The sequence below is a fragment of the Afipia sp. P52-10 genome (genome assembly GCF_000516555.1).
In the GTDB taxonomy this organism is placed as follows: Bacteria; Pseudomonadota; Alphaproteobacteria; order Rhizobiales; family Xanthobacteraceae; genus P52-10.
This window is the reverse complement of the sequence record NZ_AZSJ01000003.1, coordinates 941,104-966,096: the sequence shown is the minus strand read 5'-3', so window position 1 is coordinate 966,096 and position 24,993 is coordinate 941,104. Positions and strand designations below refer to the sequence as shown.

22 protein-coding genes are annotated in these 24,993 nt (G+C 64.9%); 15 read left to right on the top strand and 7 right to left on the bottom strand.

Translation table 11 applies throughout. The features are described 5' to 3' along the window. Positions 1-3: 3 nt before the first annotated feature. The 6 genes from X566_RS05870 (at position 4) to X566_RS05845 (ending at position 9,043) form a co-directional block, all read left to right on the top strand. The gene (locus tag X566_RS05870; protein ID WP_034464351.1) at positions 4-1,371 is read left to right on the top strand and encodes an arylsulfatase; all 1,368 of its coding nucleotides are present in this window, start codon (positions 4-6) and stop codon (positions 1,369-1,371) included. A gap of 119 nt (positions 1,372-1,490) precedes the next feature. Continuing rightward, a complete protein-coding gene (locus tag X566_RS05865) occupies positions 1,491-2,354 on the top strand; it encodes a formylglycine-generating enzyme family protein (RefSeq protein ID WP_051443902.1) in 864 nt (287 codons plus the stop codon). 60 nt (positions 2,355-2,414) lie between these two features. Further along, a complete protein-coding gene (locus X566_RS05860; protein WP_034464349.1) occupies positions 2,415-3,929 on the top strand; it encodes a SulP family inorganic anion transporter in 1,515 nt (504 codons plus the stop codon). Between the two features lie 332 nt (positions 3,930-4,261). Further along, a complete protein-coding gene (locus tag X566_RS05855; protein ID WP_034464346.1) occupies positions 4,262-4,825 on the top strand; it encodes a DUF6496 domain-containing protein in 564 nt (187 codons plus the stop codon). A 149-nt stretch (positions 4,826-4,974) separates the two neighbouring features. Continuing rightward, positions 4,975-7,515, top strand: a complete 2,541-nt coding sequence (locus tag X566_RS05850) for an NAD-dependent epimerase/dehydratase family protein (protein WP_034464344.1) — start codon at positions 4,975-4,977, stop codon at positions 7,513-7,515. A 49-nt stretch (positions 7,516-7,564) separates the two neighbouring features. Then, positions 7,565-9,043 carry a glycosyltransferase gene (locus X566_RS05845; RefSeq protein ID WP_034464342.1) on the top strand — a complete coding sequence of 493 codons (1,479 nt, stop codon included), beginning with the start codon at positions 7,565-7,567 and terminating at the stop codon, positions 9,041-9,043. Between the two features lie 159 nt (positions 9,044-9,202). Here the strand turns inward: X566_RS05845 and X566_RS05840 are convergent, their stop codons facing one another. After that, positions 9,203-10,183, bottom strand: coding sequence for a tripartite tricarboxylate transporter substrate binding protein (locus tag X566_RS05840; RefSeq protein WP_160170451.1), 981 nt, complete (start codon positions 10,181-10,183; stop codon positions 9,203-9,205). A 265-nt stretch (positions 10,184-10,448) separates the two neighbouring features. Here X566_RS05840 and X566_RS05835 point away from each other — a divergent pair, with 265 nt between their 5' ends. Then, positions 10,449-11,708 carry a Glu/Leu/Phe/Val dehydrogenase gene (locus X566_RS05835; RefSeq protein WP_034464325.1) on the top strand — a complete coding sequence of 420 codons (1,260 nt, stop codon included), beginning with the start codon at positions 10,449-10,451 and terminating at the stop codon, positions 11,706-11,708. Between the two features lie 344 nt (positions 11,709-12,052). On the opposite strand, the gene X566_RS05830 is transcribed toward X566_RS05835, so the two are convergent. Further along, positions 12,053-12,430, bottom strand: a complete 378-nt coding sequence (locus X566_RS05830) for a nuclear transport factor 2 family protein (protein ID WP_034464323.1) — start codon at positions 12,428-12,430, stop codon at positions 12,053-12,055. 113 nt (positions 12,431-12,543) lie between these two features. Next, a complete protein-coding gene (locus tag X566_RS05825; protein ID WP_034464321.1) occupies positions 12,544-14,202 on the bottom strand; it encodes an FAD-binding dehydrogenase in 1,659 nt (552 codons plus the stop codon). Between the two features lie 276 nt (positions 14,203-14,478). Between X566_RS05825 and X566_RS05820 the strand changes: the two genes are divergently transcribed. The 6 genes from X566_RS05820 to X566_RS05795 all read left to right on the top strand — a co-directional run bounded on the left by X566_RS05820 (position 14,479) and on the right by X566_RS05795 (position 19,703). Further along, the gene (locus tag X566_RS05820) at positions 14,479-14,940 is read left to right on the top strand and encodes a hypothetical protein (protein ID WP_034468022.1); all 462 of its coding nucleotides are present in this window, start codon (positions 14,479-14,481) and stop codon (positions 14,938-14,940) included. Between the two features lie 331 nt (positions 14,941-15,271). Then, entirely contained in the window at positions 15,272-15,457 is a 186-nt protein-coding gene (locus X566_RS24615; RefSeq protein ID WP_034464318.1) for a hypothetical protein, read from the top strand. A gap of 109 nt (positions 15,458-15,566) precedes the next feature. Next, positions 15,567-16,160, top strand: a complete 594-nt coding sequence (locus X566_RS05810) for an SCO family protein (protein ID WP_034464316.1) — start codon at positions 15,567-15,569, stop codon at positions 16,158-16,160. A gap of 59 nt (positions 16,161-16,219) precedes the next feature. Beyond that, complete coding sequence (locus X566_RS05805; RefSeq protein WP_051443901.1) at positions 16,220-17,272, top strand: transporter substrate-binding domain-containing protein; 1,053 nt, start codon at positions 16,220-16,222, stop codon at positions 17,270-17,272. A 37-nt stretch (positions 17,273-17,309) separates the two neighbouring features. After that, entirely contained in the window at positions 17,310-17,948 is a 639-nt protein-coding gene (locus X566_RS05800; protein WP_034468017.1) for a Pr6Pr family membrane protein, read from the top strand. Between the two features lie 111 nt (positions 17,949-18,059). Next, positions 18,060-19,703, top strand: a complete 1,644-nt coding sequence (locus X566_RS05795; RefSeq protein ID WP_034468014.1) for a lysine--tRNA ligase — start codon at positions 18,060-18,062, stop codon at positions 19,701-19,703. Positions 19,704-19,958: 255 nt separating this feature from the next. Here the strand turns inward: X566_RS05795 and X566_RS05790 are convergent, their stop codons facing one another. Continuing rightward, positions 19,959-20,585, bottom strand: coding sequence for a helix-turn-helix transcriptional regulator (locus tag X566_RS05790; protein ID WP_034464314.1), 627 nt, complete (start codon positions 20,583-20,585; stop codon positions 19,959-19,961). A 337-nt stretch (positions 20,586-20,922) separates the two neighbouring features. Here X566_RS05790 and X566_RS05785 point away from each other — a divergent pair, with 337 nt between their 5' ends. Both X566_RS05785 and X566_RS05780 read left to right on the top strand, forming a co-directional pair. Continuing rightward, on the top strand, positions 20,923-21,267 hold the full coding sequence (locus X566_RS05785; RefSeq protein WP_034464311.1) for a DUF952 domain-containing protein: 345 nt from the start codon (positions 20,923-20,925) through the stop codon (positions 21,265-21,267). Further along, positions 21,264-22,361: a quinone-dependent dihydroorotate dehydrogenase gene (locus X566_RS05780; RefSeq protein WP_034464305.1), complete on the top strand. Its 1,098-nt coding sequence runs from the start codon at positions 21,264-21,266 to the stop codon at positions 22,359-22,361. Before X566_RS05785 ends, X566_RS05780 begins: the two co-directional genes overlap by 4 nt. Positions 22,362-22,453: 92 nt before the next feature. Here X566_RS05780 and X566_RS05775 read toward each other — a convergent pair whose 3' ends face one another. From X566_RS05775 to X566_RS05765, 3 genes are read right to left on the bottom strand one after another with little or no spacing between them, the layout of a single operon-like run. Beyond that, positions 22,454-23,818, bottom strand: coding sequence for an MATE family efflux transporter (locus tag X566_RS05775; protein ID WP_051443900.1), 1,365 nt, complete (start codon positions 23,816-23,818; stop codon positions 22,454-22,456). Continuing rightward, entirely contained in the window at positions 23,818-24,552 is a 735-nt protein-coding gene (locus tag X566_RS05770) for an MBL fold metallo-hydrolase (protein ID WP_034464304.1), read from the bottom strand. The genes X566_RS05775 and X566_RS05770 overlap by 1 nt, the downstream gene beginning before the upstream one ends. Positions 24,553-24,559: 7 nt before the next feature. Then, positions 24,560-24,862, bottom strand: a complete 303-nt coding sequence (locus tag X566_RS05765; protein WP_034468008.1) for a DUF6460 domain-containing protein — start codon at positions 24,860-24,862, stop codon at positions 24,560-24,562. Positions 24,863-24,993 lie beyond the last annotated feature (131 nt).

Sequence of the window (24,993 nt, the reverse complement as noted above, 5' to 3'; positions counted from 1 at the left end):
TCTATGGCTAAGAAACCCAATATCCTGTTCTTCCATGTCGACAATCTCGGCATGGGCGAGCTGGGCTGCTACGGCGGCGGCATTCTCCGCGGTGCGGACACCAAGCGGATGGATGCTTTCGCGAAGGAAGGCGCAAAGCTCACACATTATGTCGTCGAGCCGCAGTGCACGCCGACACGTTCGGCTCTGATGACTGGACGTTTTCCGATCCGCTCCGGCAATCATACCATTGCCTTGGGCGGCAATGGCGGCGGCATCGTCAGCTGGGAGCGCACGATCGCATCGATCCTCTCCGAGGCCGGCTATACGACGGCGATCTATGGCAAATGGCACATCGGTGCGGAGGACGGCCGCTTCCCCACCGATCACGGCTTCGACGAATGGTACGGCCCCTTGCGCACCTACGACGAATGCATGTGGCTCGAGGACCCGCATTATGTACCGGAGCGTGATGGCTATTCGTTCATGCATGAGGGCGTCAAGGGCAAGGGCGCGTGGCCGGTCGAAGGTCAGCAGCTCACCATGGAGACGAAGAAGACCTGCGACCTCGAATACCAGAAGCGTGCGATCAAGTTCATGGAAAGGGCGGTCAAGGAGGAGAAGCCGTTCTACTGCTACTTCAATCACTCGCTGATGCACTTCCCGATGAGCCCGCGCGACGAATTCGTCGGCAAGAGCACGAACGGCGATTGGGGCGACTGCCTCCTCATGCTCGATCATGATTTCGGCGTTCTGCTCGACAAGCTCGATGAACTCGGCGTGCGCGACAACACGATCGTCGTGATGTGCGGCGACAACGGGGCGGAGGATCATCTCGCTGGCCGCGGTACGGGCGGCTTCTTCGACGGATCGTATTTCAGCTCGGCGGAAGGCGGTATCCGCACCCCGCTGCTGATCCGTTGGCCGGGCCACATCAAGCCGGGCACGGAAAGCAACGAGATGGTGCATGTCACGGACATGTTCACCACGCTCGTATCGTTCGCCGGTTGTGAAATCCCGCGCGATCGCCTGATCGATGGCGTCGATCAGTCGGCGTTCTTCTTGGGCCAGCAGGAAGCTTCCAATCGCGAGTCCTGCATTGTCTGGCTGAAGGACGAGCTTCATGCGGTGAAGTGGAAGGACTTCAAGATCAACTTCAAGCGTCAGCAGCACTTCCATGATCCGGAGCTGCCGCTCGGGTTCGCACGCATCACCCATCTTCAGGAAGATCCCAAGGAGCGGGAAGCGGTGAACCAGCGTTACGTGCGCTGGTGGGTGATGCAGCACGCGCATCGTGTCGTGAAAGCGTTCGATGACAGCACGAAAGTCGAGGAGCTGATCCCGCCGGGGTCGCCGCTCGATTTCGTTCCGAAGCAGCGGCGCGCTTCCTAGCAAGCCCAGCCAGAGGCGCTGACATGTCTGACACCTGCTGTCATCAGACCGTTCTCTCGAACGTCACGAGCCCGTTGAGCCGGGCACAGCGCCTCAGCGGCATCGTCGATCGGGGAGCCATGGTCTGGATCCCCGGCGGCACTTTCCTGATGGGGTCGAACAGTTTCTATCGTGAGGAACGGCCGGTCCGGCCGGAGACAGTCGAGGGCTTCTGGATCGATCCTCATCCGGTGACGAATGAGCAGTTTGCGGCGTTTGTTCGCGAGACGGGCTACGTTACGCTCGCTGAGCGAAAACCTGATCCTACGCTGTATCCCGACGCCGATCCGGCTCTGCTCGTGCCGGGGTCGCTGGTTTTTCGCATGCCGGACCGTCCCGTCAGTCTCAGAGACAATCGCGCCTGGTGGGAATATCTCCCAGGCGCCGACTGGTGCCATCCGGAGGGACCCGCAAGCACGATTCTCGGGCGCGAAATCCATCCTGTCGTACACATCGCCTACGAGGATGCCGTCGCCTATGCGGATTGGGCCGGTAAGGCGCTGCCGACCGAGGCCGAGTGGGAGTTTGCCGCGCGCGGCGGTCTCGACGGGGCGGCTTACTGCTGGGGCGATGCGGCCAGTCCCAACGGATTGCACATGGCCAACACCTGGCAAGGCCGCTTTCCGTGGGAGAATCTCAAGGAAGACGGTTACGAGCGGACATCGCCGGTCGGCGCATTCCCGCCCAATGCGTATGGCCTGTACGACATGGCGGGGNACGTCTGGGAATGGACGGCGAGTCTTTATGCGGCATCGTCAGCGGCACCTGCGCAATCGTGTTGCCAACCGGCGCCTGCCGGTGACAGCGCCCGTCGCGTGGTGAAGGGCGGTTCGTTTCTGTGCGCGCCCAACTACTGCCTGAGATATCGGCCGGCCGCTCGTCAGGGTGAGGCGGTCGACACGTCCACCTGTCATATCGGCTTTCGTTGCATCGTCAGGCCCTGACCGCGGCCGTGAAGCATTGAGCGGTCCTGTTTGATCGGCTGCTCGCATGAGTGAAGAGAAATGACCCTGTCGTCCGCCGTTCGAACCACACCTGCTCAGCTTGGCCACGAAGATACGCCGTCTCCGATTCATGTACTTCAATCGCCGCATCTGCTGGTGCGGGAAACGCTCGCGGGGGTCGTCACGGCGCTGGCGTTGATTCCGGAGGTCATTTCCTTCTCGTTCATCACCGGAGTCGATCCGAAGACGGCGCTCATCTCATCGATCGTTCTCTGTTTCGTCATGTCGGTGATCGGCGGACGGCCGGCCATGGTCACCGCTGCGGCGGGATCGATCGCGCTCGTGGTCGGACCGATGGTGAAAGCCCATGGGGCTGGATACATCCTGCCGACGATCCTTTTCGCGGGCGTCATTCAGGTCATGTTCGGCGTGCTGGGTCTCGCCCGGCTGGCGAGGTTCATTCCGCGTTCGGTGATGATCGGCTTCGTGAACGCGCTCGGCATTCTGATTTTCTGGGCCCAGGTCCCGCATCTCGTGAACGTCCCCTGGGTGGTCTATCCGCTCTTCGCCCTCACCATCGCGATGGTCCTGGTGTTTCCCCGGATCACCACAGCCATTCCTGCGCCCCTTGTGGCGATCGTGGCTGTAACCGCGATCGTGATCGCGGGTCATCTTTCGGTTCCCAACGTCGGAGGCGAGGGGAGCATGACGCCCGGCCTGCCGGGCCCCAATGCATGGACGGTACCGTTCAACTACGAGACTCTTCAGATCATCTGGCCGACGGCGCTCAGCGTCGCGTTCGTCGGTTTGCTCGAGACCCTGCTCACCGCCAAGCTCGTGGACGAAATCACCGATACGCGCTCGCATAAAGGTAAAGAGTCCTGGGCCCTCGGCGTCGCGAACATCTGTGCGTCCTTCTATGGCGGAGTGGCCGGCTGCGCGATGATTGGACAAACCATCGCCAATGTGAAGATCGGACAAGGGCGGACGCGCGTATCCACGGCGGTTGCGGCAGTTGTGCTCTTGATTCTCGTCACTGTGCTCAGCAATCTGATGGCGCAGATTCCGCTCGTCGCCTTGGCTGCGGTGATGATGATCGTGGCGCTGACGACGGTGAACTGGCACAGCGTGCGGCCGGATACGCTCAAGCGCATGCCGCGCTCGGAGACCCTGGTCATGCTGGCGACCGTTGCGGTCACAGTGATGTCGGGCAATCTCGCGTTGGGGATCGTCGCGGGTGTCCTGCTTGCCATGGTGCTGTTCGCGCGCCGTGTCGCTCACGTGATCAAGGTTGATCGTGCGGTGAGTGCCGATGGCTCATCGGTTCAGTATTCCGTCCGCGGGCCTCTGTTTTTCGGCAGCAGCAACGATCTGGTCGATCGGTTCCTCTATGCTGCCGATCCGAAGACAGTCGTTGTCGATCTCAGTCAGTCGCAAGTGTGGGATGCGTCGACCGTGGCGGCACTGGACTCGATCGAGACGAAGTACAAGGAACGCGGACACGTGGTCTCGATCATCGGGCTCGATCCGCACAGCCTCGCCTTTCATGGCAGGCTGACAGGAAAGCTGTCGTGAGGGGGCGCAACCGAACAGGTTCGTGCGGTCGCCGGATGGCGTTCATCTCAGTCCCGCGAAATTAGACGGCATCGGCGGGATTGCGGCGAGGTGCCGCGCCCTGCCGATCACGTCTGGTGCGTTCGCAGACCCGCCCGTTCCAGCGCGTCTGGCACACTGTTCCAGGATGTGTGTCAGGTCTGGGTCAGACTCAATCAGACTTGGATCAACCAAACTTGGCCCAGGCTTGAATCAAACAGGCTTGGATCATTCAGGTCATTGCCGCGTTAGCGCTTTTGCGAAGGCAGCGGATCGCTGCCCGAACGGCTGTCCCATCCAGCGAGGAGAAGGTGATGCCGGACAAGAAGACCATTGCGAGGGCGCGGAAGGATAAACGCGAAGGGAAGTCGCCGAGCACCCAGGCTGGCGAATTCGTGCATGAGGAGATCGAGAAGGTGCGCCGTGGCAAGCGCGGTGCGCGTTCGACCAAGCAGGCGATCGCCATCGGTCTTTCAGAGGCGCGGCGTGCGGGGGTCGATTTGCCTCCGCCGAAGCGGGGCCGGGTCAAGGAGAGCACCCGCAAGAGCGCCAAATATGCCTATGAGGTGGGTCAGGGCGAGCGCAGACCGAAGCACCAGCCGAAGGTCGCCAAGGCCGTCGCCGATGTGCTCGCGCACGAGCCGAAGACGACGGCGTCCCGCAAGGCGCTCTCGCAGCAGACCAAACGCGCGGCGTCGCGTCGCAGCGCCAGGGCGCGCTCTGCCGCCGCGAAAAAGGCGGCGCGGACGAAAGGCGCCGCCGGCCGCTCTGCCGCGGCACGGAAGGCCGTCCGGACAAAGGGCGCTGCGGGGAGGAAGCAGGCGGCGCAAAAGGCCGCGCGAACCCGCGCACGTCATGCTCGCGCGCGCCGTGGCTAAGCATGATCCGGAAAAGTGTGAAGCGGTTTTCCGAAAAGATCATGCTTAGCCAATGAGCGAGAGCGCGAGAGGGTTTCATCCCCCTCTCATCGCGCTTTAAGTCGGCGGTGATCCTGCCCCGGTATCAGGCAAATCGGAAGGGTATCCGAATGACAGGAGCGGAGCGTCCAACCGTTCTCATCACCGGCAGCAGCGGTTTCCTTGGTCAGGCGATCGCCAGCGCCCTGATGCCGCGCTATCGGGTGATCGGACTCGATGTCGCCGGGCCGAAGCAGCCGATGCCGGGCCTTGAGACGATTGCGATCGATCTCACGTCCGACGCGCGCGTTGCAGAAGCCCTGAATGAGGTCCGGATTCGCGTCGGCAGCCGGATCGCATCGGTCATCCATCTCGCGGCCTATTACGACACGACCGGAAAGGACAATCCGAAATACGACGCCGTAACGGTGGAGGGAACGCGCCGGTTGTTGGCGGCACTCCAGCGCATGGACACGGAGCAGTTCGTCTTCTCCAGCACGCTGCTGGTGCATGCCCCCAGCCCCGCCAAAGGCGCGACAATCGACGAGGATGCGCCGCTCGCACCCGCCTGGGCCTATCCACGCTCGAAGGCGGAGACCGAAAAGCTGATCCTGCAGCAGCATGGCGATATCAAAGTCGCAATCCTGAGACTGGCGGGCGTCTATGACGAGAACTGCCGCGCGGCCTTCATCGGCCAGCAGATCGCCCGCATCTTCGAACGACGGCCTACGGCGTATCTGTTCACGGGCGACATCGACACCGGCCAGCCTTATCTCCACCGCGATGACCTCGTCGATGCCGTGACACGCGTGGTCGACCGGCGCACCGATCTTCCTGATGAAACCGTGCTGCTGGTCGGCGAGGAGGAGACGCCGACCTATGCCGAGATGCAGCAACGGATTGGTCAATTCGTACATGGTCAGGACTGGCGGACCTTCGCTCTGCCCAAGGAGGTGACGAAGCTCGGCGCCTGGATGCAAGAGCAGGTCCTGGACCAGGACACGGACGTCAAGGCCTGGATGGTGGAGAATGCCGACGATCACTACGAGATCGACGTCACGCGCGCCAAGGCGCTGCTCGATTGGCAGCCGCGTCACAGCCTGACCGCCACACTGCCGGAGATGATCCGCCGGCTCAAGGCCGACCCGACCGACTGGTACGAGACCAACAAGCTGGAGCCTGCCGCAGTCGCCGCCTCGCCGCCTGAAATCGCCCAGGCCGCCGAGCGTCTGCGCCGGCCGCTCGAGCGGTCCGAGGCAGAGGTCGAAACGGAGACCGAACAGCACCGCGCCGGCACCCGCTGGGCGCCGCTGACCAATGCCGCGATCGGGTTATGGCTCGTTGCGTCGCCGTTCACACTCGGTCTGTTCGATCCAGCCGCGGCGCCGGCGCCGCCGGCGCTGGGCCACGAGATCGCAGAGCCGGGAATGCGCGATGCGCGGCTCGGCATCAGCGAGGTTCTGTCCGGTTTGCTTGTCGTATCGCTGGCATTGCTCGGCATGTGCCGGGCCTGGCGCGGGCTGCAATGGCTTACGGCGTGCGTAGGTTTGTGGGTGATGCTTGCGCCGCTTGTGTTCTGGACCACGAGCGCCGGAGCCTATGCGACCGACACGCTGGCCGGCATGCTGATCGTGGTCTTCGCGGTGATGGTCCCGCCGACGCCCGGCATCAGCCGGCGCGCGCTGGCCGCTGACGACGACCGGCCGCTCGGTTGGAGCTATTCGCCCTCCACATTCAGCCAGCGTCTCCACATCATCGCGCTGGCTTTCGTCGGTCTGTTCGTTTCACGCTATCTCGCGGCGTATCAGCTCGGCCATATCGACGGTCTGTGGGATCCGGTGTTCGGCGCCGGCGGCGCGTCGGTTGCAAACGGCAGCGAAGCGGTGGTCACCTCCTGGGTGTCGAAAGGCTTCCCCATCGCGGATGCCGGCTTCGACGCCTTCGCCTATGCGCTGGACATTCTTGCCGGCGCGATTGGCGACCGGCGCCGCTGGCGGACCATGCCTTGGATGGTGCTGCTGTTCGGCCTGTTGATCGTCCCGCTCGGCGTGGTGAGCGTCAGCTTCATCATCATTCAGCCGCCATTGATCGGCGCGCTATGCCTGTTCTGTCTGCTGCAGGCGGCGGTGACGGTGGTGCTCATTCCCTATTCCGTCGATGAGGTGCTGGCGAGCTGCCAGTATCTCTGGCGCGCGAAGCAGGCGGGCGAGCCGTTCTGGCGCACGTTTTGGCGCGGCGGCCCGGCTCTGACCGAGGATCAGACGCCGACGCCCGATCTCGACAGGCCGCTGTCTGCGGTGTTCCGGGATTTCGTCACCGGCGGGGTGAATTTCCCCTGGACGCTCGTGGCGAGCACGCTGATCGGCATCCTGCTGATGACCACGCCGCTGCTCTTTGGCACCAACGCGCCGCTCTATTTCAGCGATCATGTGACGGGCTGTCTCGTGATCCTCGTCGCTATCACCGCGATGGCGGAGGTCGCGCGAGCCGTACGCTTTCTGAATGTCGGGCTCGGCGCCTGGATTGCTCTCTCGCCCTTCATGTTCGGCGGCGGAACGGCCACGGCTATGGTCGCCAACATCCTGATCGGTCTTCTGCTGGTCGGGCTGAGCCTGCCGCGCGGCCCGCGCAGCGATGCCCGCTACGGCGGATGGGACCACGCGATCGTATGAGGCGGGTGGGAGATTTCGCGCAGCCGAGAGGAGGAGGTGGAGTTTTCTCATGGCGCATCTGGTCGAACCGCGGCATCATGTTTCCCTCGACGATTACGAGCGCATCGCACATCTCAGCACGGCGGTCCGTGACCTGCGTCATGAGGCGAGAAGTCTGCTGCCGGCGCTCGCGGGACGCCGGGTATGGATGGTCAACAGCACCCGCCATGGCGGCGGCGTGGCCGAGCTTCTGCCGCCGCTCCTGGCATTGCTGCGGGACCTCGGCGTCGATGCCAACTGGCTCGTGATGGAGGCGGATGACCCGGCGTTCTTTCGGCTGACCAAGCGGCTTCACAACCTGATCCATGGTGAGGGCGATCCGAACCTCGGCCAGGCCGAGCGTGATCTGTATGACCGGGTGAGCCGCGAGACGGCAGAGATGGTTGCGCGCCATCTTTCGCCGGGGGACGTTCTGGTCATCCACGATCCGCAGCCGCTCGGAGCGGGTGCTATCCTGAGAGAACGAATGGACATCGCCGCGATCTGGCGCTGCCACATCGGCCTTGATCGGGAAACGCCGGAAACCCGCGCCGCCTGGGCATTTCTCGAGGAGGCTGCATCGGTTTACGACCATGCGGTGTTCACGGCTCCGGAATACATTCCGAGCTGCCTCGCCGGCCGGGCGGCAATCATTCATCCTGCCATCGACCCGCTGAGCCATAAGAACCGGGAGCTGTCGGTCCACAAGCTGGTCGGGATCCTCGCCAACGGTGCGCTGATCCGCGCGCCCGGCCCGATGCTGACGCCGCCATTCCCCCATCAGGCAAAACGGCTCCAGCGCGATGCGACATGGGCCCCCGCCACCGCCCCCGAGGACATCGGGCTTCTGCATCGGCCGATCGTAACGCAGATTTCACGCTGGGATCGGCTGAAGGGCTTCCTGCCGCTGATGCAGGGCTTCGTCATGCTCAAGCGCGAGCTGGGCAGCCGAACGGGTCTCGACGAACGGCACCGGCGGTCGCTGCAATTGGCGCGGCTGGTTCTGGCGGGGCCCGATCCGGGATCGATCGAAGACGATCCGGAAGGCAAGGAGGTGCTGGCGGAGCTCGGCAATGCCTATGCCGGCTTGGCGCCGGAGCTGCAGGCCGATGTGGCGATCGTCGTGCTGCCGATGAATTCGGAGAAGCACAACGCGCTGCTCGTCAATGCGCTGCAGCGGTGCTCGGACATCGTGGCACAGAACTCCTTGCGGGAAGGGTTCGGGCTGACCGCGACCGAGGCGATGTGGAAGCGCGCCGCCGTCTTGGGGTCGCAGGCGGCGGGGCTCCGGCAGCAAATCCGCCCTGACCTGGATGGACGTCTAGTGGCGAACCCGGAGGATCCGCGCGAGATCGCGGCTGCGCTCGATGATCTGCTCGCCGACCTGTGGAAGCGTGAGATGTTCGGCCAGAGCGCGCAGCAACGTGTGCACGACGGCTTCCTGATCTTCACCCAGGCCCGGAGCTGGCTCGCGCTGATCGCCGACACCGTCAAGGCGCGCTGGCGGTGAGAGCGTCAGGACCGACAGTGACCAACGGCGCATATGCCGAAGCGACGATGCTGCCGTGTCACGCTGTCACGGTGGCATGCGCAGGCCCTTTGCCTGCGGGCATCCGTCACGCGGTGCATGCCGATCATTCGACAGGCACCGCGCGGAAGGACGAAGGCGTCACTCCACCGGAATTTTCGCCTTCTCGATGATTGCCTTCATCTTGGTCGTCTCGCTCTTGAGGAATTCGGTCAGTTTCTCGCCGGGCAGCGGCGGCAGCATCTGTCCGCCGGTCTGCTCGAAATAGGCCGCGGTGGCGGGGTCAGCCATCGTCTCGCCGAACGCCTTGATGAACTTGTCGGTGATGTCCTTCGGCACGCCCTTCGGCATCACCACCGTCGACCACGAGCTGAACACCGCCTGGGGATAGCCGAGCTCGACCACCGACGGCACGTCAGGCAGGCCGGGCAGCCGCCGGTCGCTGTTGACGGCAAGCGGTCGCAACTGACCGGCGTCGATCAGCGGCTTCACGACCACGGGGAAATCCCACATGAAATCGACTGTGCCGGCGGCGACGTCGGTGAGCGCCATCGGCGAACCCTTGTAGGGGATATGCACGGCCTCGATGCCGGTGGCCATTGCGAACAGCTCGCCGGCGAGATGCTGCGCAGCCGCAGTGCCGATCGAGGCAAAGTTGATTTTCCCCGGATTCTTCTTCGCGTATGCGACGAACTCGGCAAACGTCTTGTATGGTTTGTTGGCGGCCACCACCAGCACGCTGGAGGAGGCAGACATGCCATAGAGCGGGGTGAAGGCCAGCGGATCATACGACATCGACTTGCGGGTCGCCGGAATCGTCACCATCGGCCCGGACGATGCGTACAGGAACGTGTATCCGTCAGGCTTGGCGTTTGCGACGAATTCAGAACCGACGATACCGCCGGCGCCTGGTTTGTTCTCGACGATGACGGTCTGGCCGAGCCTATCGCCGAGCGGCTTCGCCAGGAAGCGCGCGGCGTTGTCGGTGACGCCGCCGGGCGAGAACGGCACGATCCAGAGGATCGGCCGGTTCGGATAGTCCTGCTGCGCACGCGCTGGCGTCGCGGCGACGATGAATCCGAGTGCGGCGACGGCCGCGCCAAATAGGCCTGCAAGCTTCACGGGCATTCCTCTCGTGTTGTTCTCGTTGGTTGCTTTTCGTTGGTCGCGCGGTGTTGTCCCCCGCGTCGCCAGCCACTTTAGAGACGGTCGCGTCGAAATCAATCGGCGGGCGTCTTCACTCAATCGTCAAACGCAAGCTCGCAGGACGGGTTCATACTGGCACGCGGAACGGGTGCGGCTATGATGCCGCGACGTTTCCGCGCGGCCGGCCGGCGACGCCGGCCATGCCGTTTCCTTGAGCGTTGATGCTGGAAGGAGCGACGCGATGACGATCTACAGTGGCCCGGTGTTCGAGATGGCGGCGCAACAGTTCAACGTCATCGCCGATCACCTTGCGATTCCGCTGGACCAGCGCGACCGGCTGCTGCTGCCGAAGCGCTCGGTCACGATCTCTTGCCCGATCCATCGCGACGACGGTACGCTCGCGGTGTTCGAAGGCTATCGCGTCCAGCATCACCTCACCCTCGGGCCGACCAAGGGCGGCACGCGGTTCGCGGCCAGTGTCGATATCGGCGAGGTGGCGGCGCTGGCGGTCTGGATGAGCTGGAAATGCGCGGTGATGAACCTGCCTTATGGCGGCGCCAAGGGTGGCGTGTGCGTCGATCCGCACGCGCTGTCGAAGCATGAGCTCGAGGGTCTTTCCCGTCGTTACATGCAGGAGATGATCCCGTTCGTCGGCCCGCATACCGACGTGATGGCGCCGGACATGGGCACCGACGAGCAGGTGATGGCGTGGTTCATGGACACCTATTCGATGTATCAGGGCCGCACCGTCACTGAGATCGTCACCGGCAAACCGGTCAGCGCCGGCGGCACGCTCGGCCGCCGCGAGGCGACCGGCCGCGGCGTCGCCCATCTCGCGCACCGGGTGATGAGGGACCTGGCGATCGAGCCGAGCGGAGCGACGGCGGTGGTGCAGGGGTTCGGCAATGTCGGCTCGGTGGCTGCGTCCGAGCTGCACGCCATCGGCGTCAAGGTGATCGCGGTCAGCGACCACACCGGCGCGCTGTGCCGCAAGGAGGGGCTCGATATCCCGGCGCTGATCGCCCATGTGGGCAAGCACGGCAGTCTCGCCGGTTACTCAAACGAACTCGCCTGCGATCCGAAGGACATCCTGACGATGCCCTGCGACGTGCTGGTGCCCGCCGCGGTCGAGCGGGTCATCGATGCGACGGTGGCGAACAGCCTGCGCTGCCGCGTGCTCGCCGAGGGCGCCAACGGACCAACCACGCCGGAGGCCGATCTGGTGCTGCAACGGCGCGCCAATGAGATCGTCGTCATTCCGGATATCATCTGCAATGCGGGCGGCGTGGTCGTCAGCTACTTCGAATGGGTGCAGGACCTGCAGCAGTTTTTCTGGGATGAGGAGGAGGTGATGCGGCGGCAGTATCAGATCCTCAATCGTGCCTTCAGCGAGATGGCCGCGCGCGCCAAGAAGGACGGCGTCTATAACCGCACCGCGGCGATGGCGATCGGCGTCGAGCGTGTCCGCGCCGCCAAGAACACTCGCGGGCTGTTTCCGTAAAAGCGGGCTGTTCCGTAAAGCTTGCTCGGCTGGAAGCTCCGCCCGGCGCCTCATGGTGACGAGCCGCGCAAGCATGATCCCCGAAAAGTGCGGTGCGGTTTTCGGACGGGATCATGCTCAAACAACCGCCGCGTCTCGAACCATGAGGCCGGTCTGCGGGCTAAAGCATGATCCGGAAAAGTGTGAAGCGGTTCTCCGAAAGATCGTGCTTAGACAATGAGCTAAAGCGCGAGGAGGATTCATCCAAATCTCATCGCGCTTTAGAGTTTGCGGGTCTCATCTTTTCGAGACGCCGCCCGGTGCGTGGCTCCCTCAGGATGAAGACGCGACGCCAGCCAGACGGCTCACGCCGCCTGCGGCACCTGATCGAGGAAGCCAGTGATGCTCCGGATCTTGCCGTTCTCGATGCGCGCGAAGTCGGTGCCCTTCACCGGCGCATCGGCGCCCTTCGGGCCGAGGCCCCAGGAGAAGCGGACGTTGTCGCCGAAGCCGTCCACCTTGCCGATCAGGGCGAAGGTGAAATCGGGGAAGCGCTGCTGCACGCCGCCGATCAGCGCGTTGATCTCGTCGGCCCCGCGCACGGCGGCGAGCGGATCGGTGTAGGTGGCGTCGGCAAGCCAGGTCTCGCTCAGGAGCTGCTTGCGCTTGCCGGCGTCACGTTCGTTCCAGAGGGCGATGTAGCGGTCGGCGATGGTTTTCGCATCAATCTTGGCGTCGGTCATCACAGTGTCCTTCCAGAGTGGCCGGGGTGTTTCCGGTGCCGGCGACTATCGGCGGACGCGCGCGCGAAATCGATTACGTGCGAGGTAATGGAAACGAAACCCGCCGCGGCGGATCACGCGACGGCGTTCGCCGCGGCGCGGCCGGCGTTGCGGCCGGAAAACAGGCAGCCGCCGAGGAACGTGCCCTCCAGCGAGCGATAGCCATGCATGCCGCCACCGCCGAAGCCGGCGGCTTCGCCCGCCGCATAGAGGCCCGGCATGATCTCGCCGGTGCTGCCGAACACGCGGCCGTCGAGGTCGGTCTCCAGCCCGCCGAGCGTCTTGCGGGTGAGAATGTTCAGCCGCACGGCGATCAGCGGGCCGTGCGCCGGATCGAGGATCTTGTGCGGCCGCGCGGTGCGGATCAGCCGGTCGCCGATGTAGCGCCGGGCGTTGTGGATGCCCATCACCTGCGCGTCCTTGACGTAAGGGTTGTCGATCTCCCGGTCGCGTGCCTCGATCTGCGCCTTGATGGCGTCGAGCCTCAGCAGGTCACTGCCGACGAGGGCATTCATGGCATCGACCAGATCGTCGAGCCGGTCGCGGACGATGAAGTCGGCGCCCTTGGTCTTGAACGCCTCCACCGGAGCCGGCGCGCCCTTGTTGGTGGCGCGGCGCGCAGTCATGCGCCAGCTCTTCGAGGTCAGGTCCGGGTTCTGTTCGGAGCCGGACAGAGCGAACTCCTTCTTGATGATGCTCTGGGTCAGCACGAACCAGGAGTAGTCATAGCCGGTCGCCATGATGTGCTGGAGCTGGCCGAGCGTGTCGTAGCCGGGATAGAGCGGCGCGGGCAGGCGCTTGCCGGTCGCGTCGAACCACATGGATGAGGGCCCGGGCAGGATGCGGATGCCGTGGCCGGGCCAGATCGGATTCCAGTTCTGCAGGCCTTCGACATAATGCCACATGCGATCGCGGTTGATCAGCCGCGCGCCGGCTGCCTCGCTGATGCCGAGCATGCGGCCGTCCACATGGGCGGGCACGCCGGTCACCATCCGCGTCGGCGGCGTGCCGAGCCGCTTCGGCCAGTTCTGCCGGACGAGATCGTGGTTGCCGCCGATGCCGCCGCTCGCCACGATCACCGCCTGCGCCCGCAAGGCGAACGCGCCGGCGGCGTCGCGTGAGGAACTGACGCCGCGCGGCTCCGACGACGGCTCGAGGATCGCGCCGGACACGCCGTCGATATGGCCGCCGGTGACGGTCAGCGCATCGGCGCGGTGCCGGAACTTGAACGTGAGCAAGCCTTTCGCCTCAGCTTCGCGCGCGCGCCGTTCGAACGGCTCGACCACGCCGGGGCCGGTTCCCCAGCTCACATGAAAGCGCGGAACCGAGTTGCCGTGGCCCATCGCGTCGGTGCCGCCGCGTTCCGCCCAGCCGACCACCGGAAAGATGCGATGGCCCATGGCCCGCAGCCAGCCGCGCTTCTCGCCGGCGGCGAACGCAACGTAGGCGTCGGCCCATCTTCGCGGCCAATGATCGTCGGCGCGGTCGAACCCCGCTGCGCCATGCCAATCCTGCAGAGCTAGATCGTAAGAATCCTTGATGCCGAGCCGACGTTGTTCGGGAGTATCCACAAGGAACAGGCCGCCGAACGACCAGAAAGCCTGGCCGCCCAGATTCTGCTCTCCTTCCTGATCAACAATGATCACCCGCTTGCCAGCGTCGGCGATCTCCGTCGCCGCGACGAGCCCTGCGAGTCCTGCACCCACGACGATCACGTCGGCATCGTATGCCATGGTCGTTCCCCCAACCGCGCCGCAATTGAAGCGCTGTCTGGGGAACAGGGTCAAGGCGCGATGTGAAGGAGAGAACCATGAGCCGAGTCACACGTCGCCGTATGGTCGCCGTGTCAATTTGGGATCATCGCGAGGAAAGTGCATCTTCTTCGCAACACTGGATTTGAATCTCGTTTGAGCGATCGTCACGATCTGGACAAAGGCCGTGACTCGCAAGAAGTTTGGATGCGCCTCGAATTCGCATCGCATCATCTGATCGAGGCACTAGGGCAGGCTATGAAGATCGTAACCGGGTTGCTCGCGGCGGTTCTCCTTCTGGCAGGTGTTGCCTCGAGTCACGCGGTGGTCCGCATCGCCGATGATCGTGGCGGCCGGATCGGCACCTACATCGATCGCTATCAGAGCCTGAAGAATTCCAACGAGATGGTGGTGATCGACGGGTTGTGCGCGTCGGCCTGCACGATCGTCCTTGGCGCAGTCTCCCCTGATCGCATCTGCGTGACGTCCCGCGCCAATCTTGGCTTCCATGCCGCGTGGGATTTCGGTGCCCGCGGCCAGGCGATCACCAACCCCGAGGCGACGCGGATGCTGTATTCGATGTATCCGCCGAATATCCGCCGCTGGATCAACCAGAAGGGCGGGCTGAAGACGCGCATGATCTTCCTGTCCGGACGCCAGCTCACCAGCATGTACCGGCCCTGCTATCTCGACGCCCAGGCCTCCGCGCGCGGCAACTGACCGGCGTCGATTGAGTGCCGGCGGATCGAACGCGCGGGCCGCGCGCTATCGCGGTTGCAGTTTTCAATCACGGTTTTGCGAGCGCCGTAGGATCGGAAAGGTCACTTCGGCGTGACGCAGGCGCGGTTTTCCCGCACGATCGGTGGTGATCTGGACCTGCCGCAATCCGCATGCCGCGAGGTTCATTGCGCGCTAGGACGCCTTGTCCGCTTGCCCGGCCTCCGCGCGGGGCCTATTTGAGAGGCAAGAGCTGAGCGGCAGGATGCCCGATCGCGCTGTCAAGCGTGTCCGGCACCGTTCAGCTTCCGTTTCCGGTCGTTGGAGCAAACACGTGCGGACAGTTGAGCCATCGTCGCCCCCAGAGGCGTTGCCAGCGCTCCAGCGGCTGCCGGTTGCGCTGGTGACCGCCGTGGCGGTCGCGCTGCTGTTCCTTGCCGGGGCGCTGGCGCTCTGGGTCCATTATGGGACCGCGGTGTTCTTCGAGACCATCGCCGCTGGGATCGCCGCATGCTTCTGACGTGAACCTCTGAGCCCGAACATTTGACTTGGATCATTCGCGCATGATCGTTCCCGCCCGGTTCCTGCCTGTCGCATGGCGTCCGGGATCGCGCTAACCGGATACTCCCATGACCGACCGCCTGCTTCGCCCGCTGATCATCATCGCCGCCTTCGCGGCAAGCCTCGCCGTCGGGCTCGCGCTCACGCTCTGGCTGATGGGTGGCCCGCGCAGCGTCACCGCCGCCTCCTCGATCGGCGGGCCGTTCCAACTGGTCGATCAATCCGGTCAGGCGGTCACCGAGAAGAACCTGCAGGGCAAGCCGACCATCATCTTCTTCGGCTTTACGCACTGTCCGGACGTGTGTCCGACGGCGCTGTTCGAGATGTCGGAGATCCTGCGGGCGATGGGCGGCGACGCGAGCCGCATCAATGCCTACTTCGTCTCGGTGGACCCGGAGCGCGACACGCCGGAGGTGATGAAGTCCTACCTCGGCAGTTTCGATCCCAACCTGAAGGGGCTGACCGGCTCGCCCGATCAGGTCGCCAAGATCATCACCGCCTATCGCGTCTACGCCAAGAAGGTGCCGCTGAAGGATGGCGACTACACCATGGACCATACCGCGTTGATCTACCTGATGGATCGCGAGGGCCGGTTCGTCGCGCCGTTCAACATCAAGCGGCAGCCGGAAGAGGCCGCGGCGGACCTGAAGAAATATCTCTGAGCGCCGGACTGAAGCAGCTATAAGCCTCGCATTCGTGACAGTCCGGGCAGCACGGTGGCATGGCGGCGCTCCGCATTGAAGGTATTTTGGTAAAGCTTGTCCTCGCGGCAGGGCTTTTGCTCGCCGGGTTCTGGACGCCCGCTCTGGCCCAGACTGTCCCGCCGGCAGCGCCTGCCCAAGCCCGACCGGGGCAGCCTCCGTCGCCCCAGACCCCGCCAGTTCAAGCCCAGCCGAACCAGGTTCCGCCGGCATCGGCCGGGTCCGAAAGCCAGGTTCAGCCTCCTTCGGGCGCCGAAGAGCGGCCGCTGACCCCCGGTGTCGCGGTCCCGCCGGCGCAGGCCACCACGACCCAGGCCGTTCCCGGTTTCTGGGATCCGCGCCGCCGGCCGGAGCGGCCGGACCTGTCGCGCATAACGGTGATCCGCTTTCTGACCGAGACCGATTATCCGCCGTTCAATTTCACCGGGCCGGACGGCAACCCGGCCGGATTCAACGTCGACTTCGCCCGCCTGCTGTGCGCGGAAATCAAGGTGACCTGCACCATCCAGATGCGCCGGTTCGAGACGCTGCTGGATTCGCTCGCCGCCAATCGGGGCGATGCGGCGATCGCTTCGCTGGCGCCGACGCCGCAGATCCGCCAGCGCGTCGATTTCACCGACCCGTATTACCGCACGCCGGCACGGTTCGTGGCACGCAAGGATGCGGTGCTGGCCGAGATTCGTCCCGAATATCTGGAGGCGAAGAAGGTCGGCGTGATCGGCGGCTCCTCGCACGAGGCCTATCTCAAGGCGCTGTTCACCGATGCGCAGATCGTCAGCTTCCCGAATGATGACGAACTGCGTCAGGCGCTGCGTCGGGGCGATGTCGACTTCATCTTCGGCGATGCGATCGCGCTCTCGTTCTGGATCAACGGCACCGACTCTGCCGACTGCTGCGCGTTCAGCGGCGGGCCCTTCACCGAAAGCCGCTATTTCGGCGAAGGCGTCGGCATCGCCGTTCGCCGCGGCAACGACATCCTGCGCCAGACCCTGAACTGGGCCATGTTCCGGGTCTGGGAAAAGGGGCAGTATACCGATCTGTGGCTGCGCTATTTCTCGGTGAGTCCGTTCTAACAACATTGGGCTTCCATCGGCGATGATCGCGACGGGAATGACGACGACGGTGGAACGCGTGACGGCAGGGGCGCTCGCGCTCGTCGCCTGGGGTGCGCTGGTGCTGCAATATGGTCTGCTGCTGCAGGCCGCCGGCCCGCTCGGCCTGTCGGTCGGCGAGGCGACCGTCCGCTTCTTCTCCTACTTCACCATCCACGCCAACGTCCTCGCGGCGCTGATGCTGACCGCGCTCGCGCTGCGCACGAAGGCCAACGAGTGGACCGTGCATCCGTTCGAGCGCTCGGCGGTCGCGACCTACATCGCGGTGGTGATGCTGGTTTACCTCGGCGTGCTGCAGTCGCTGTGGGCGCCGCGCGGCGCGCAGTGGCTGGCCGACATGCTGCTGCACTATGCACTGCCGCTGGCGTATCTGGCGGTCTGGCTGTGGGTCATGCGCAAGGCGGGCCTGCGCTGGTACGATCCGCTGCTGTGGCTGATCTATCCGGCGTTCTATCTCGCTTTCGTGCTGGTGCGCGGCCGCTGGTCCGGCTTCTATCCCTATCCGTTTCTCGACGTGGGCAGGCTCGGCTACGGCCAGGTGGCGCTCAATGTGCTGGCGCTGATCGCCGTGTTCGTCGTGGCCGGTTTCGCGATCCTGCTGGCGAGCCGGCTGCTGGCCCGCCGCGAGCCGGTCTGACCGCTATCAAAGCACCGCAATTGGCGGTTTCTCTGGGCTGTTTTACGGGCTGCTTTCCTGTTTGACGCGCGGGATGCTAGATTCTAGAGCATGTCGCGTCTGGAGATCATGATGACGACTGCAACCTTGCCCCCGCTGACCGAGCTGCGCAGCTTTGCCGAACAATCGAACGCCTGGCCGTTCGAGGAAGCGAAGAAGATCGTCGCGCGGCTGAAACGGAAGCCGAAGGACGAGGTGCTGTTCGAAACCGGCTACGGTCCGTCGGGGCTGCCGCATATCGGCACCTTCGGCGAGGTCGCGCGCACGACCATGGTGCGCCATGCCTTCCGCGTGCTTACCGACGACAAGATCAAGACGCGCCTGCTCGCCTTCTCCGACGACATGGACGGTCTGCGCAAGGTGCCGGACAACGTGCCGAACCGCGAGATGCTGGCGCAGCATCTCAACAAGCCGTTGACCACGGTGCCGGACCCGTTCTCGAACGCCTACCCGTCGTTCGGCGCGCACAACAACGCGCGGCTGCGCGCGTTCCTCGATTCCTACGGCTTCGACTACGAGTTCGCCAGCGCCACCGACTACTACAAGTCGGGCCGTTTCGACGCGACGCTGCTGACGATGCTGGCGCGGCTCGACAAGGTGATGGCGATCATGCTGCCGAGCCTGCGTGAGGAGCGGGCGGCGACCTATTCGCCGTTCCTGCCGATCTGCCCGCGCACCGGACGCGTGCTGTACGTGCCGGTGGTGGCGCATGACGCGAAGGCGGGCACCATCTCCTACGACGATCCGGAAACCAATGAGCGCGTTACCCTGCCGGTGACCGGCGGGCACTGCAAGCTGCAGTGGAAGCCGGACTGGGCGATGCGCTGGGCCGCGCTCGGCGTCGATTACGAGATGGCGGGCAAGGACCTGATCGATTCGGTGAAGCTGTCGGCGAAGATCTGCGCGGCGATCGGCGGCACGCCGCCGGAAGGCTTCAACTACGAATTGTTCCTCGACGACAAGGGCCAGAAGATTTCCAAGTCGAAGGGCAACGGCCTGACGATGGAAGAGTGGCTGCGCTACGCTTCGCCGGAGTCGCTGTCGCTGTTCATGTATCGCGAGCCGAAGTCGGCCAAGCGGCTGTACTTCGACGTGATCCCGCGCAACGTCGACGACTACCAGCAGTTCCTGGAAGCCTATCCGCGGCAGGAGACCAAGCAGCGGCTGGCCAATCCGGTCTGGCACATCCATTCCGGCCAGCCGCCGGCGGCCGACATGCCGGTGACGTTCCAGATGCTGCTGACGCTGGTGTCGTCATCGAACGCGGAGAACGCCGAGACGCTGTGGGGCTTCATCGGCCGCTATCGTCCGGGCGTGACCCCGCAGACCCATCCGAAGCTCGATGCGCTGGTCGGCTACGCGATCAACTATTTCCACGACTTCGTGCTGCCGTCGAAGAGGTTCCGCGAGCCCAGCGAGGGCGAGCGGGCGGCGCTGCAGGACCTGCGCAACGCGCTGGCGCAGTTGCCGCAGGATGCGAGCGCGGAGGACATCCAGAACGTGGTATACGAGATCGGCCGCCGCGAGCCGTTCCTCGATCATGCCAAGAAGGGCAAGGATGGCCGGCCGGGCGTCGCGCTCGACTGGTTCAACATGCTCTATCAGGTGCTGCTCGGCCAGGAGAAGGGCCCGCGCTTCGGCTCCTTCGTCGCGGTCTACGGCGTCGGCAACGCGGTGGCGATGATCGACGCGGCGCTGAAGCGCGCAGCGGCGTGATCGATTCCTTATCCTGATGAGGAGCGGCAACGCCGCGCCTCGAAGGATGAGGCCGGCGATCACCCCGCATGGGTTGAGGCGCGTTCCATCAAATCCAGCCGTCATTCCGGGGCGCGTCGAAGACGCGAACCCGGAATTCATCCCTATGCCCATGATGAAAGCGCGGCGGCAATAAATACTCCGCATCCTCAAATCATATCGGCCTCGGAAATGACGGCTGCAATGGTCGGTGCGGGACGGCTTGAGTGTGGCGCCTTACTGGCTCGCCCAGACGATGCGGGCGATCCACTCGATGTCCTTCGCGGCGAAGGTCCGGTCGCGGTGGTTGGGATTGAGCGAGGCGAGCTCGATCGATTTGGTCGAGCGGCGGCGCAGTTCCTTCGCCATCACCTCGCCGTCCTTGGTCTTCACCACCACGCGATCACCCTTGCGCACGGTCGCCGCCGGCGAGACGACGATCACGTCGCCGTCGCGGTAGGCCGGCTTCATGGAGTCGCCGGAAATCTCCAGCGCGTAGGCATGCTCGTCATTGACGGCGAGCGCCGCCACCTCGTCCCAGCCCTTGCCGACCGGAAAGCCGCCGTCATCGAAAAAGCCGCCTGCGCCCGCTTCCGCGAAACCGATCAGCGGGATCGCGCGCATCGCTTTGCCCGGTCCCTCGATCAGCTCGACGAAGGTGTCGATCCCGGTGTTGGTGGCGGCGAGCGATTTGGAGACGGATTCGGTGGACGGCCAGCGCTCGCGGCCATCCGGCGTAATCCGCTTCGACTTGTTGAAGGTGGTGGGATCGAGGCCGGCGCGCTTGGCGAGGCCGGATGCGGACAGGCCGGCACGGGCGGCCAGGCGGTCGATGGCGGTCCAGACCTGATCGTGGGTCAGCACTCGGGCTTTGGGTGGCACGGCATGAACTCCGGTTGCAGAAGACGGCGGTGGCAGATCGGGATCCGAACCAACGTGGATGCGCACTTGCTTGGGTGTGCTTGAGCGCAGATTGTTTGCGCCACATGCATGGTTGCGCACGGATTGAGACGGGATCGTCGGCTGCCTGCCCTCGGCGGTGAATTTTGTCCTGATTAGGAATTATAACCTTGACAGGGCGATTCCTGCAACCGAAATGGTGGGCCGCCCCGCTGAATCGGCCGCCGGGCTTGAATGCGGCCCGTGCCGCCGGTACGGTCGGCGCGAAAGCAAAGTAAAACAACAATCAAAACGTGTAGCGGTGCCCACGATCTATAAAATTTGTCCGGCGTCAGCCTGGCGCGAGGCCGAACGCCAGGGCGTCTATCGCGGCAGCGCCGACGATAAGCGCGACGGCTATATCCATTTTTCCACCGCCGCCCAGGTGCCGGGCACCGCCGCGAAATATTTTTCCGGCCAGCAGGGGCTATTTCTGGTTGCGGTGGACGCCGATGCGCTTGGCGCTGCGCTGCGCTGGGAACCCGCGCGCGGTGGCGACCTGTTCCCGCACCTCTATGGCGATCTCGATGTCGGCGCGGTGCTGTCGATCGTCGACCTGACCCAGCGTGCGGACGGGTCGCATGTCATTCCGGAGCTGGCCCCGTGATCCGTGCCTTCGATGCGTTGACGCTGCCGATCCTGCGCAAGCTCGACGCCGAGTATGCGCACGGGCTTGCGATCCGCGGCCTGCGTTTCCTGCCGCCGCCGCGTCAGCGCCGGCCGGACAGTCCGCGGCTGGCGATCCGCGCTTTCGGCCTCAACTTTCCGAACCCGGTCGGCATGGCGGCCGGGTTCGACAAGAACGCCGAAGCGCCTGATGCGCTGCTGCGGCTTGGGTTCGGCTTCGTCGAGATCGGATCGGTCACGCCGAAGCCGCAGTCCGGTAACCCGCGACCACGCCTGTTCCGTCTGGAGCGCGACCAGGGCGTCGTCAACCGGATGGGCTTCAACAATGACGGCGCCGAGATCGTGCTGCGGCGGCTCGCCGGGCGGGCGCACAATGGCGGCATCGTCGGCGTCAATGTCGGCGCCAACAAGGACGCCGCCGACCGTACAGCCGATTACGTCAAGCTGATCGAGACGTTCGCGCCGGTGGCGAGCTATTTCACCGTCAACGTTTCGTCGCCGAATACGCCGGGGCTGCGCAATCTGCAGCAGGCGGCGGCGCTGGACGATCTCTTGGCGCGGGTGATCGAGGCACGCGAGCGGGTGCGGCGGAATGCCGGCGAGACGCCGGTGCTGCTGAAGATTGCTCCGGATCTGTCGCTGGACGAGCTCGACGACGTGGTGCAGGTCGCGCGCCGCCGTAAGGTGGACGGCATGATCGTCGCCAACACGACGCTGTCGCGCCCGCCCTCGTTGCGCGATACCGTCCGCGCCGAGGAGCAGGGCGGGCTGTCGGGACGGCCGCTGTTCAAGCTGTCGACACGGATGCTGGCGGAGACCTATGTTCGGGTCGAGGGCGCGTTCCCGCTGATCGGTGTCGGCGGCATCGATTCTGGCGGCTCGGCGCTGATGAAGATCCGCGCCGGCGCGAGCCTGATCCAGCTTTACTCGTCGCTGATCTACAAGGGACTGGGTCTCGTGGACGAGATCAAGAACGATCTCGTGTCGGTGCTGCGGCGGACCAACCGCGAGTCGCTGTCGGAGATCGTCGGCGCCGATGCGGCGCAGATCACTGCCGAGGATTGGCCAGTCTAGGCGAAGCCTAAAGCATGATCCGGAAAAGTGTGAAGCGGTTTTCCGAAGAGATCATGCTTAAGCAACGGGCGCGAGGATGATTCATCCGAATTTCATCGCGCTTTAGCGCGGTCGCCGAACGAGGCGCGCAGCAGCGCAGGATAGCGCAGCGCCTGCAGCCCGCCGCGCGCGGCGTAATGCACCAGCATCGCGCCCCACAGCCCGGCGTTGCCGAACGGTTGCAGCAGATACCAGGCGGCGAGATAGATCACCAGCGACAGCAGCATCAGGTTGCGCATGTCGCGGGCCCAGGTCGCGCCGATGAAGACGCCGTCATAGGCGAAGGCGAAAACACCGAGCAGCGGCGCTAGCGTCACCAGCCAGAGGTAGTCGCGCGCGGTGCGGCGGACCTCGTCGCTGGCGGTCATCACGTCGATCAGCTGCGGTCCGCCGAGTGCGTAGACGAGGGTGACGGCGATCGCGAAGCCAAAACCCCAGCCGATCGCCAGTCGCGTCGCCGAAGAGAAAGCCGTGCGGTTGCGCGCCCCGTAGGCGCGGCCGCAGAGTTGCTCGGCGGCGTTGGCGAGGCCGTCGAGGAAGAACGCGCTGATCATCAGGAAGTTGTTCAGCACCGAATTCGCCGCGAGCGTCACGTCGCCGGCGCGTGCGCCCTGGGCGACGAAGAACAGGAACGCGGTGATCAGGGCGGCGGTGCGGATCATGATGTCGCGGTTGACCGCCATCATGTGCAGCAGCTTGGCGCGGTCGAGCAGGTCGGGCAGCGGCACGGCGAGCCTGCGGCCGTTCAGCAGCCAGGCGATGCTCAGGCCGAGCGCGAAGCCGACCGCCTCGCCGGCGATGGCAGCGATCGCCGCGCCGGCGATGCCATAGTCGAGGATCAGCACCAGCAGCACGGTGACCGCCATGTTGGTGACGTTGATCGCGATCTGGGTGCACAAGGCGAGGCCGGCGCGGGCCTGCCCGACCAGCCAGCCGAGCACCACGTAGTTCGCCAGTACCAGCGGCGCCGACCACAGGCGGATCACGAAATAGGACCGTGCCGCGGCGGTGACGCCCTCGCTGCCGCCCATCATGCCGAGGATCGTGTTCGCCAGCGGCGCCTGCAGCGCGATCAGCAACAGGCCGATGATGCCGGCAATGCAGAGGCCGCGCGCGAGCACGGCGCGGATTTCGCCGCGTTCGCCGGCGCCGAGCGCCTGCGCGGTAAACGCCACCGTGCCCATGCGCAGGAAGCCGAACAGCCAGAACAGGCAATCGAAGATCACCGATGCCATCGCCACGCCGCCGAGCAGCGTCGCGTTGCCGAGCCGGCCGATCGCGGCGGTAGCGACGATGCCGAGCAGCGGCGTCGTCAGGTTGGCGAGCATCGCAGGGCCGGCGATGGCGAAGATGTCGCGCGAGGTGGCAGGGCGGTGCGCCGGTCCTGCGGACGGCGCGTCGGGAGCGGCGGCGGTCATTACAGTTCGACGGTCATCCCGTCGCTTGCGGTCTCGTAGGCGAGCGACCCGGCGCGGGCGAGCATGTCGTCGCTCATATGGGTCAGGATCAGCCGCTTCGGCCGGATGCGCGGCAGATGCTGCTCCAGCGTCGTCAGGCTGAGGTGATTCTTGACGATGCGGTCGTAGTAATACGCCTCGCAGATGAACAGGTCGGCCTCGCGCGCGGCCGGAACCAGCGTTTCGGTCCATTCGGTGTCGGCGCTGTAGGCAATGGTGCGGCCTTCAGCCTCGATGCGGTAGGCGAGGAACGGCCCGCCGGAGGCGCCATGCACGACAGGGAATGGCGTGACGCGCAGGTCGCCGAGCTGCCGTGGCTGCTCCGGCTGCAACGTCACGAGGTTCAGCACGAATTTCTGCTGCGTCTGTGACGAGTGCTCGTACAGCGCCTCCATCGCCTGGTGCAGCCGCTGTTCGAGCCCTGCAGGGCCGGCGATGGTCAAGGGCCGGATGCGGCGGGTGAACTGCGCGTCGAGCAGGAGGAATGGCAGGCCCGCAAAGTGGTCGCCGTGAAAGTGAGTGATCAGGATGGTGTCGATCGCGTCGCAGGCGATGCCGAGCCGCTTCAGCGCCAGCAGCGAGGAGGCGCCGCAGTCGATCAGGAAATTGACGCGCGCGCCGCTGACATGGAAGCAGGTGTTGAACCGGCCGCCCGAGCCGAGCGCGTCGCCGCAGCCGACGAAACGCAGGTGCATGGCGCGATCAGCGTTTCGGCGCGTTGACGACCCGCGAGATCAGCCAGATCGGCACGACGATCACCGCGCCGAGCAGGAAGTAGCGCCACACCCAGTTGATCGCATCGAAGCCCAGGTTCCAGATGCTGATGAACAGGCGGCGCACGCTCTCAATGATGTTCCAGGGATCGAAGCCGATCGCGGACAGCACGACGCCCACCAGAATCGACAGCAGCACGAGGCGCACGGCCACCGCGAGCGGCGTTCCGCCGATAAACCGCGCCAGGCCGTCATTCCGAGCCGCCGGCAATTCCCTGACTTCGTCTGGCATCGTCATCTCCCGAACACTGTGCTTGCAGTGTAGCACAGTCGCCGGGAAAAGCGCGCGTTTCTGTCAACGGTGATTTGCAGCATCTGCAGGGGCGAGATTTGTGTGCGGCATGCGCGGCAGATGTCGTTCGG

Bases quoted from the DNA above. Each gene is read 5' to 3' on its own strand.
- X566_RS05870 (WP_034464351.1), top strand. From the start codon at position 4: ATGGCTAAGAAACCCAATATCCTGTTCTTCCATGTCGACAATCTCGGC.
- X566_RS05860 (WP_034464349.1), top strand. From the start codon at position 2,415: ATGACCCTGTCGTCCGCCGTTCGAACCACACCTGCTCAGCTTGGCCAC.
- X566_RS05855 (WP_034464346.1), top strand. From the start codon at position 4,262: ATGCCGGACAAGAAGACCATTGCGAGGGCGCGGAAGGATAAACGCGAA.
- X566_RS05850 (WP_034464344.1), top strand. From the start codon at position 4,975: ATGACAGGAGCGGAGCGTCCAACCGTTCTCATCACCGGCAGCAGCGGT.
- X566_RS05845 (WP_034464342.1), top strand. From the start codon at position 7,565: ATGGCGCATCTGGTCGAACCGCGGCATCATGTTTCCCTCGACGATTAC.
- X566_RS05835 (WP_034464325.1), top strand. From the start codon at position 10,449: ATGACGATCTACAGTGGCCCGGTGTTCGAGATGGCGGCGCAACAGTTC.
- X566_RS05830 (WP_034464323.1), bottom strand. From the start codon at position 12,430: ATGACCGACGCCAAGATTGATGCGAAAACCATCGCCGACCGCTACATC.
- X566_RS05825 (WP_034464321.1), bottom strand. From the start codon at position 14,202: ATGGCATACGATGCCGACGTGATCGTCGTGGGTGCAGGACTCGCAGGG.
- X566_RS05820 (WP_034468022.1), top strand. From the start codon at position 14,479: ATGAAGATCGTAACCGGGTTGCTCGCGGCGGTTCTCCTTCTGGCAGGT.
- X566_RS05810 (WP_034464316.1), top strand. From the start codon at position 15,567: ATGACCGACCGCCTGCTTCGCCCGCTGATCATCATCGCCGCCTTCGCG.
- X566_RS05805 (WP_051443901.1), top strand. From the start codon at position 16,220: ATGGCGGCGCTCCGCATTGAAGGTATTTTGGTAAAGCTTGTCCTCGCG.
- X566_RS05800 (WP_034468017.1), top strand. From the start codon at position 17,310: ATGACGACGACGGTGGAACGCGTGACGGCAGGGGCGCTCGCGCTCGTC.
- X566_RS05795 (WP_034468014.1), top strand. From the start codon at position 18,060: ATGACGACTGCAACCTTGCCCCCGCTGACCGAGCTGCGCAGCTTTGCC.
- X566_RS05775 (WP_051443900.1), bottom strand. From the start codon at position 23,818: ATGACCGCCGCCGCTCCCGACGCGCCGTCCGCAGGACCGGCGCACCGC.
- X566_RS05770 (WP_034464304.1), bottom strand. From the start codon at position 24,552: ATGCACCTGCGTTTCGTCGGCTGCGGCGACGCGCTCGGCTCGGGCGGC.
- X566_RS05765 (WP_034468008.1), bottom strand. From the start codon at position 24,862: ATGCCAGACGAAGTCAGGGAATTGCCGGCGGCTCGGAATGACGGCCTG.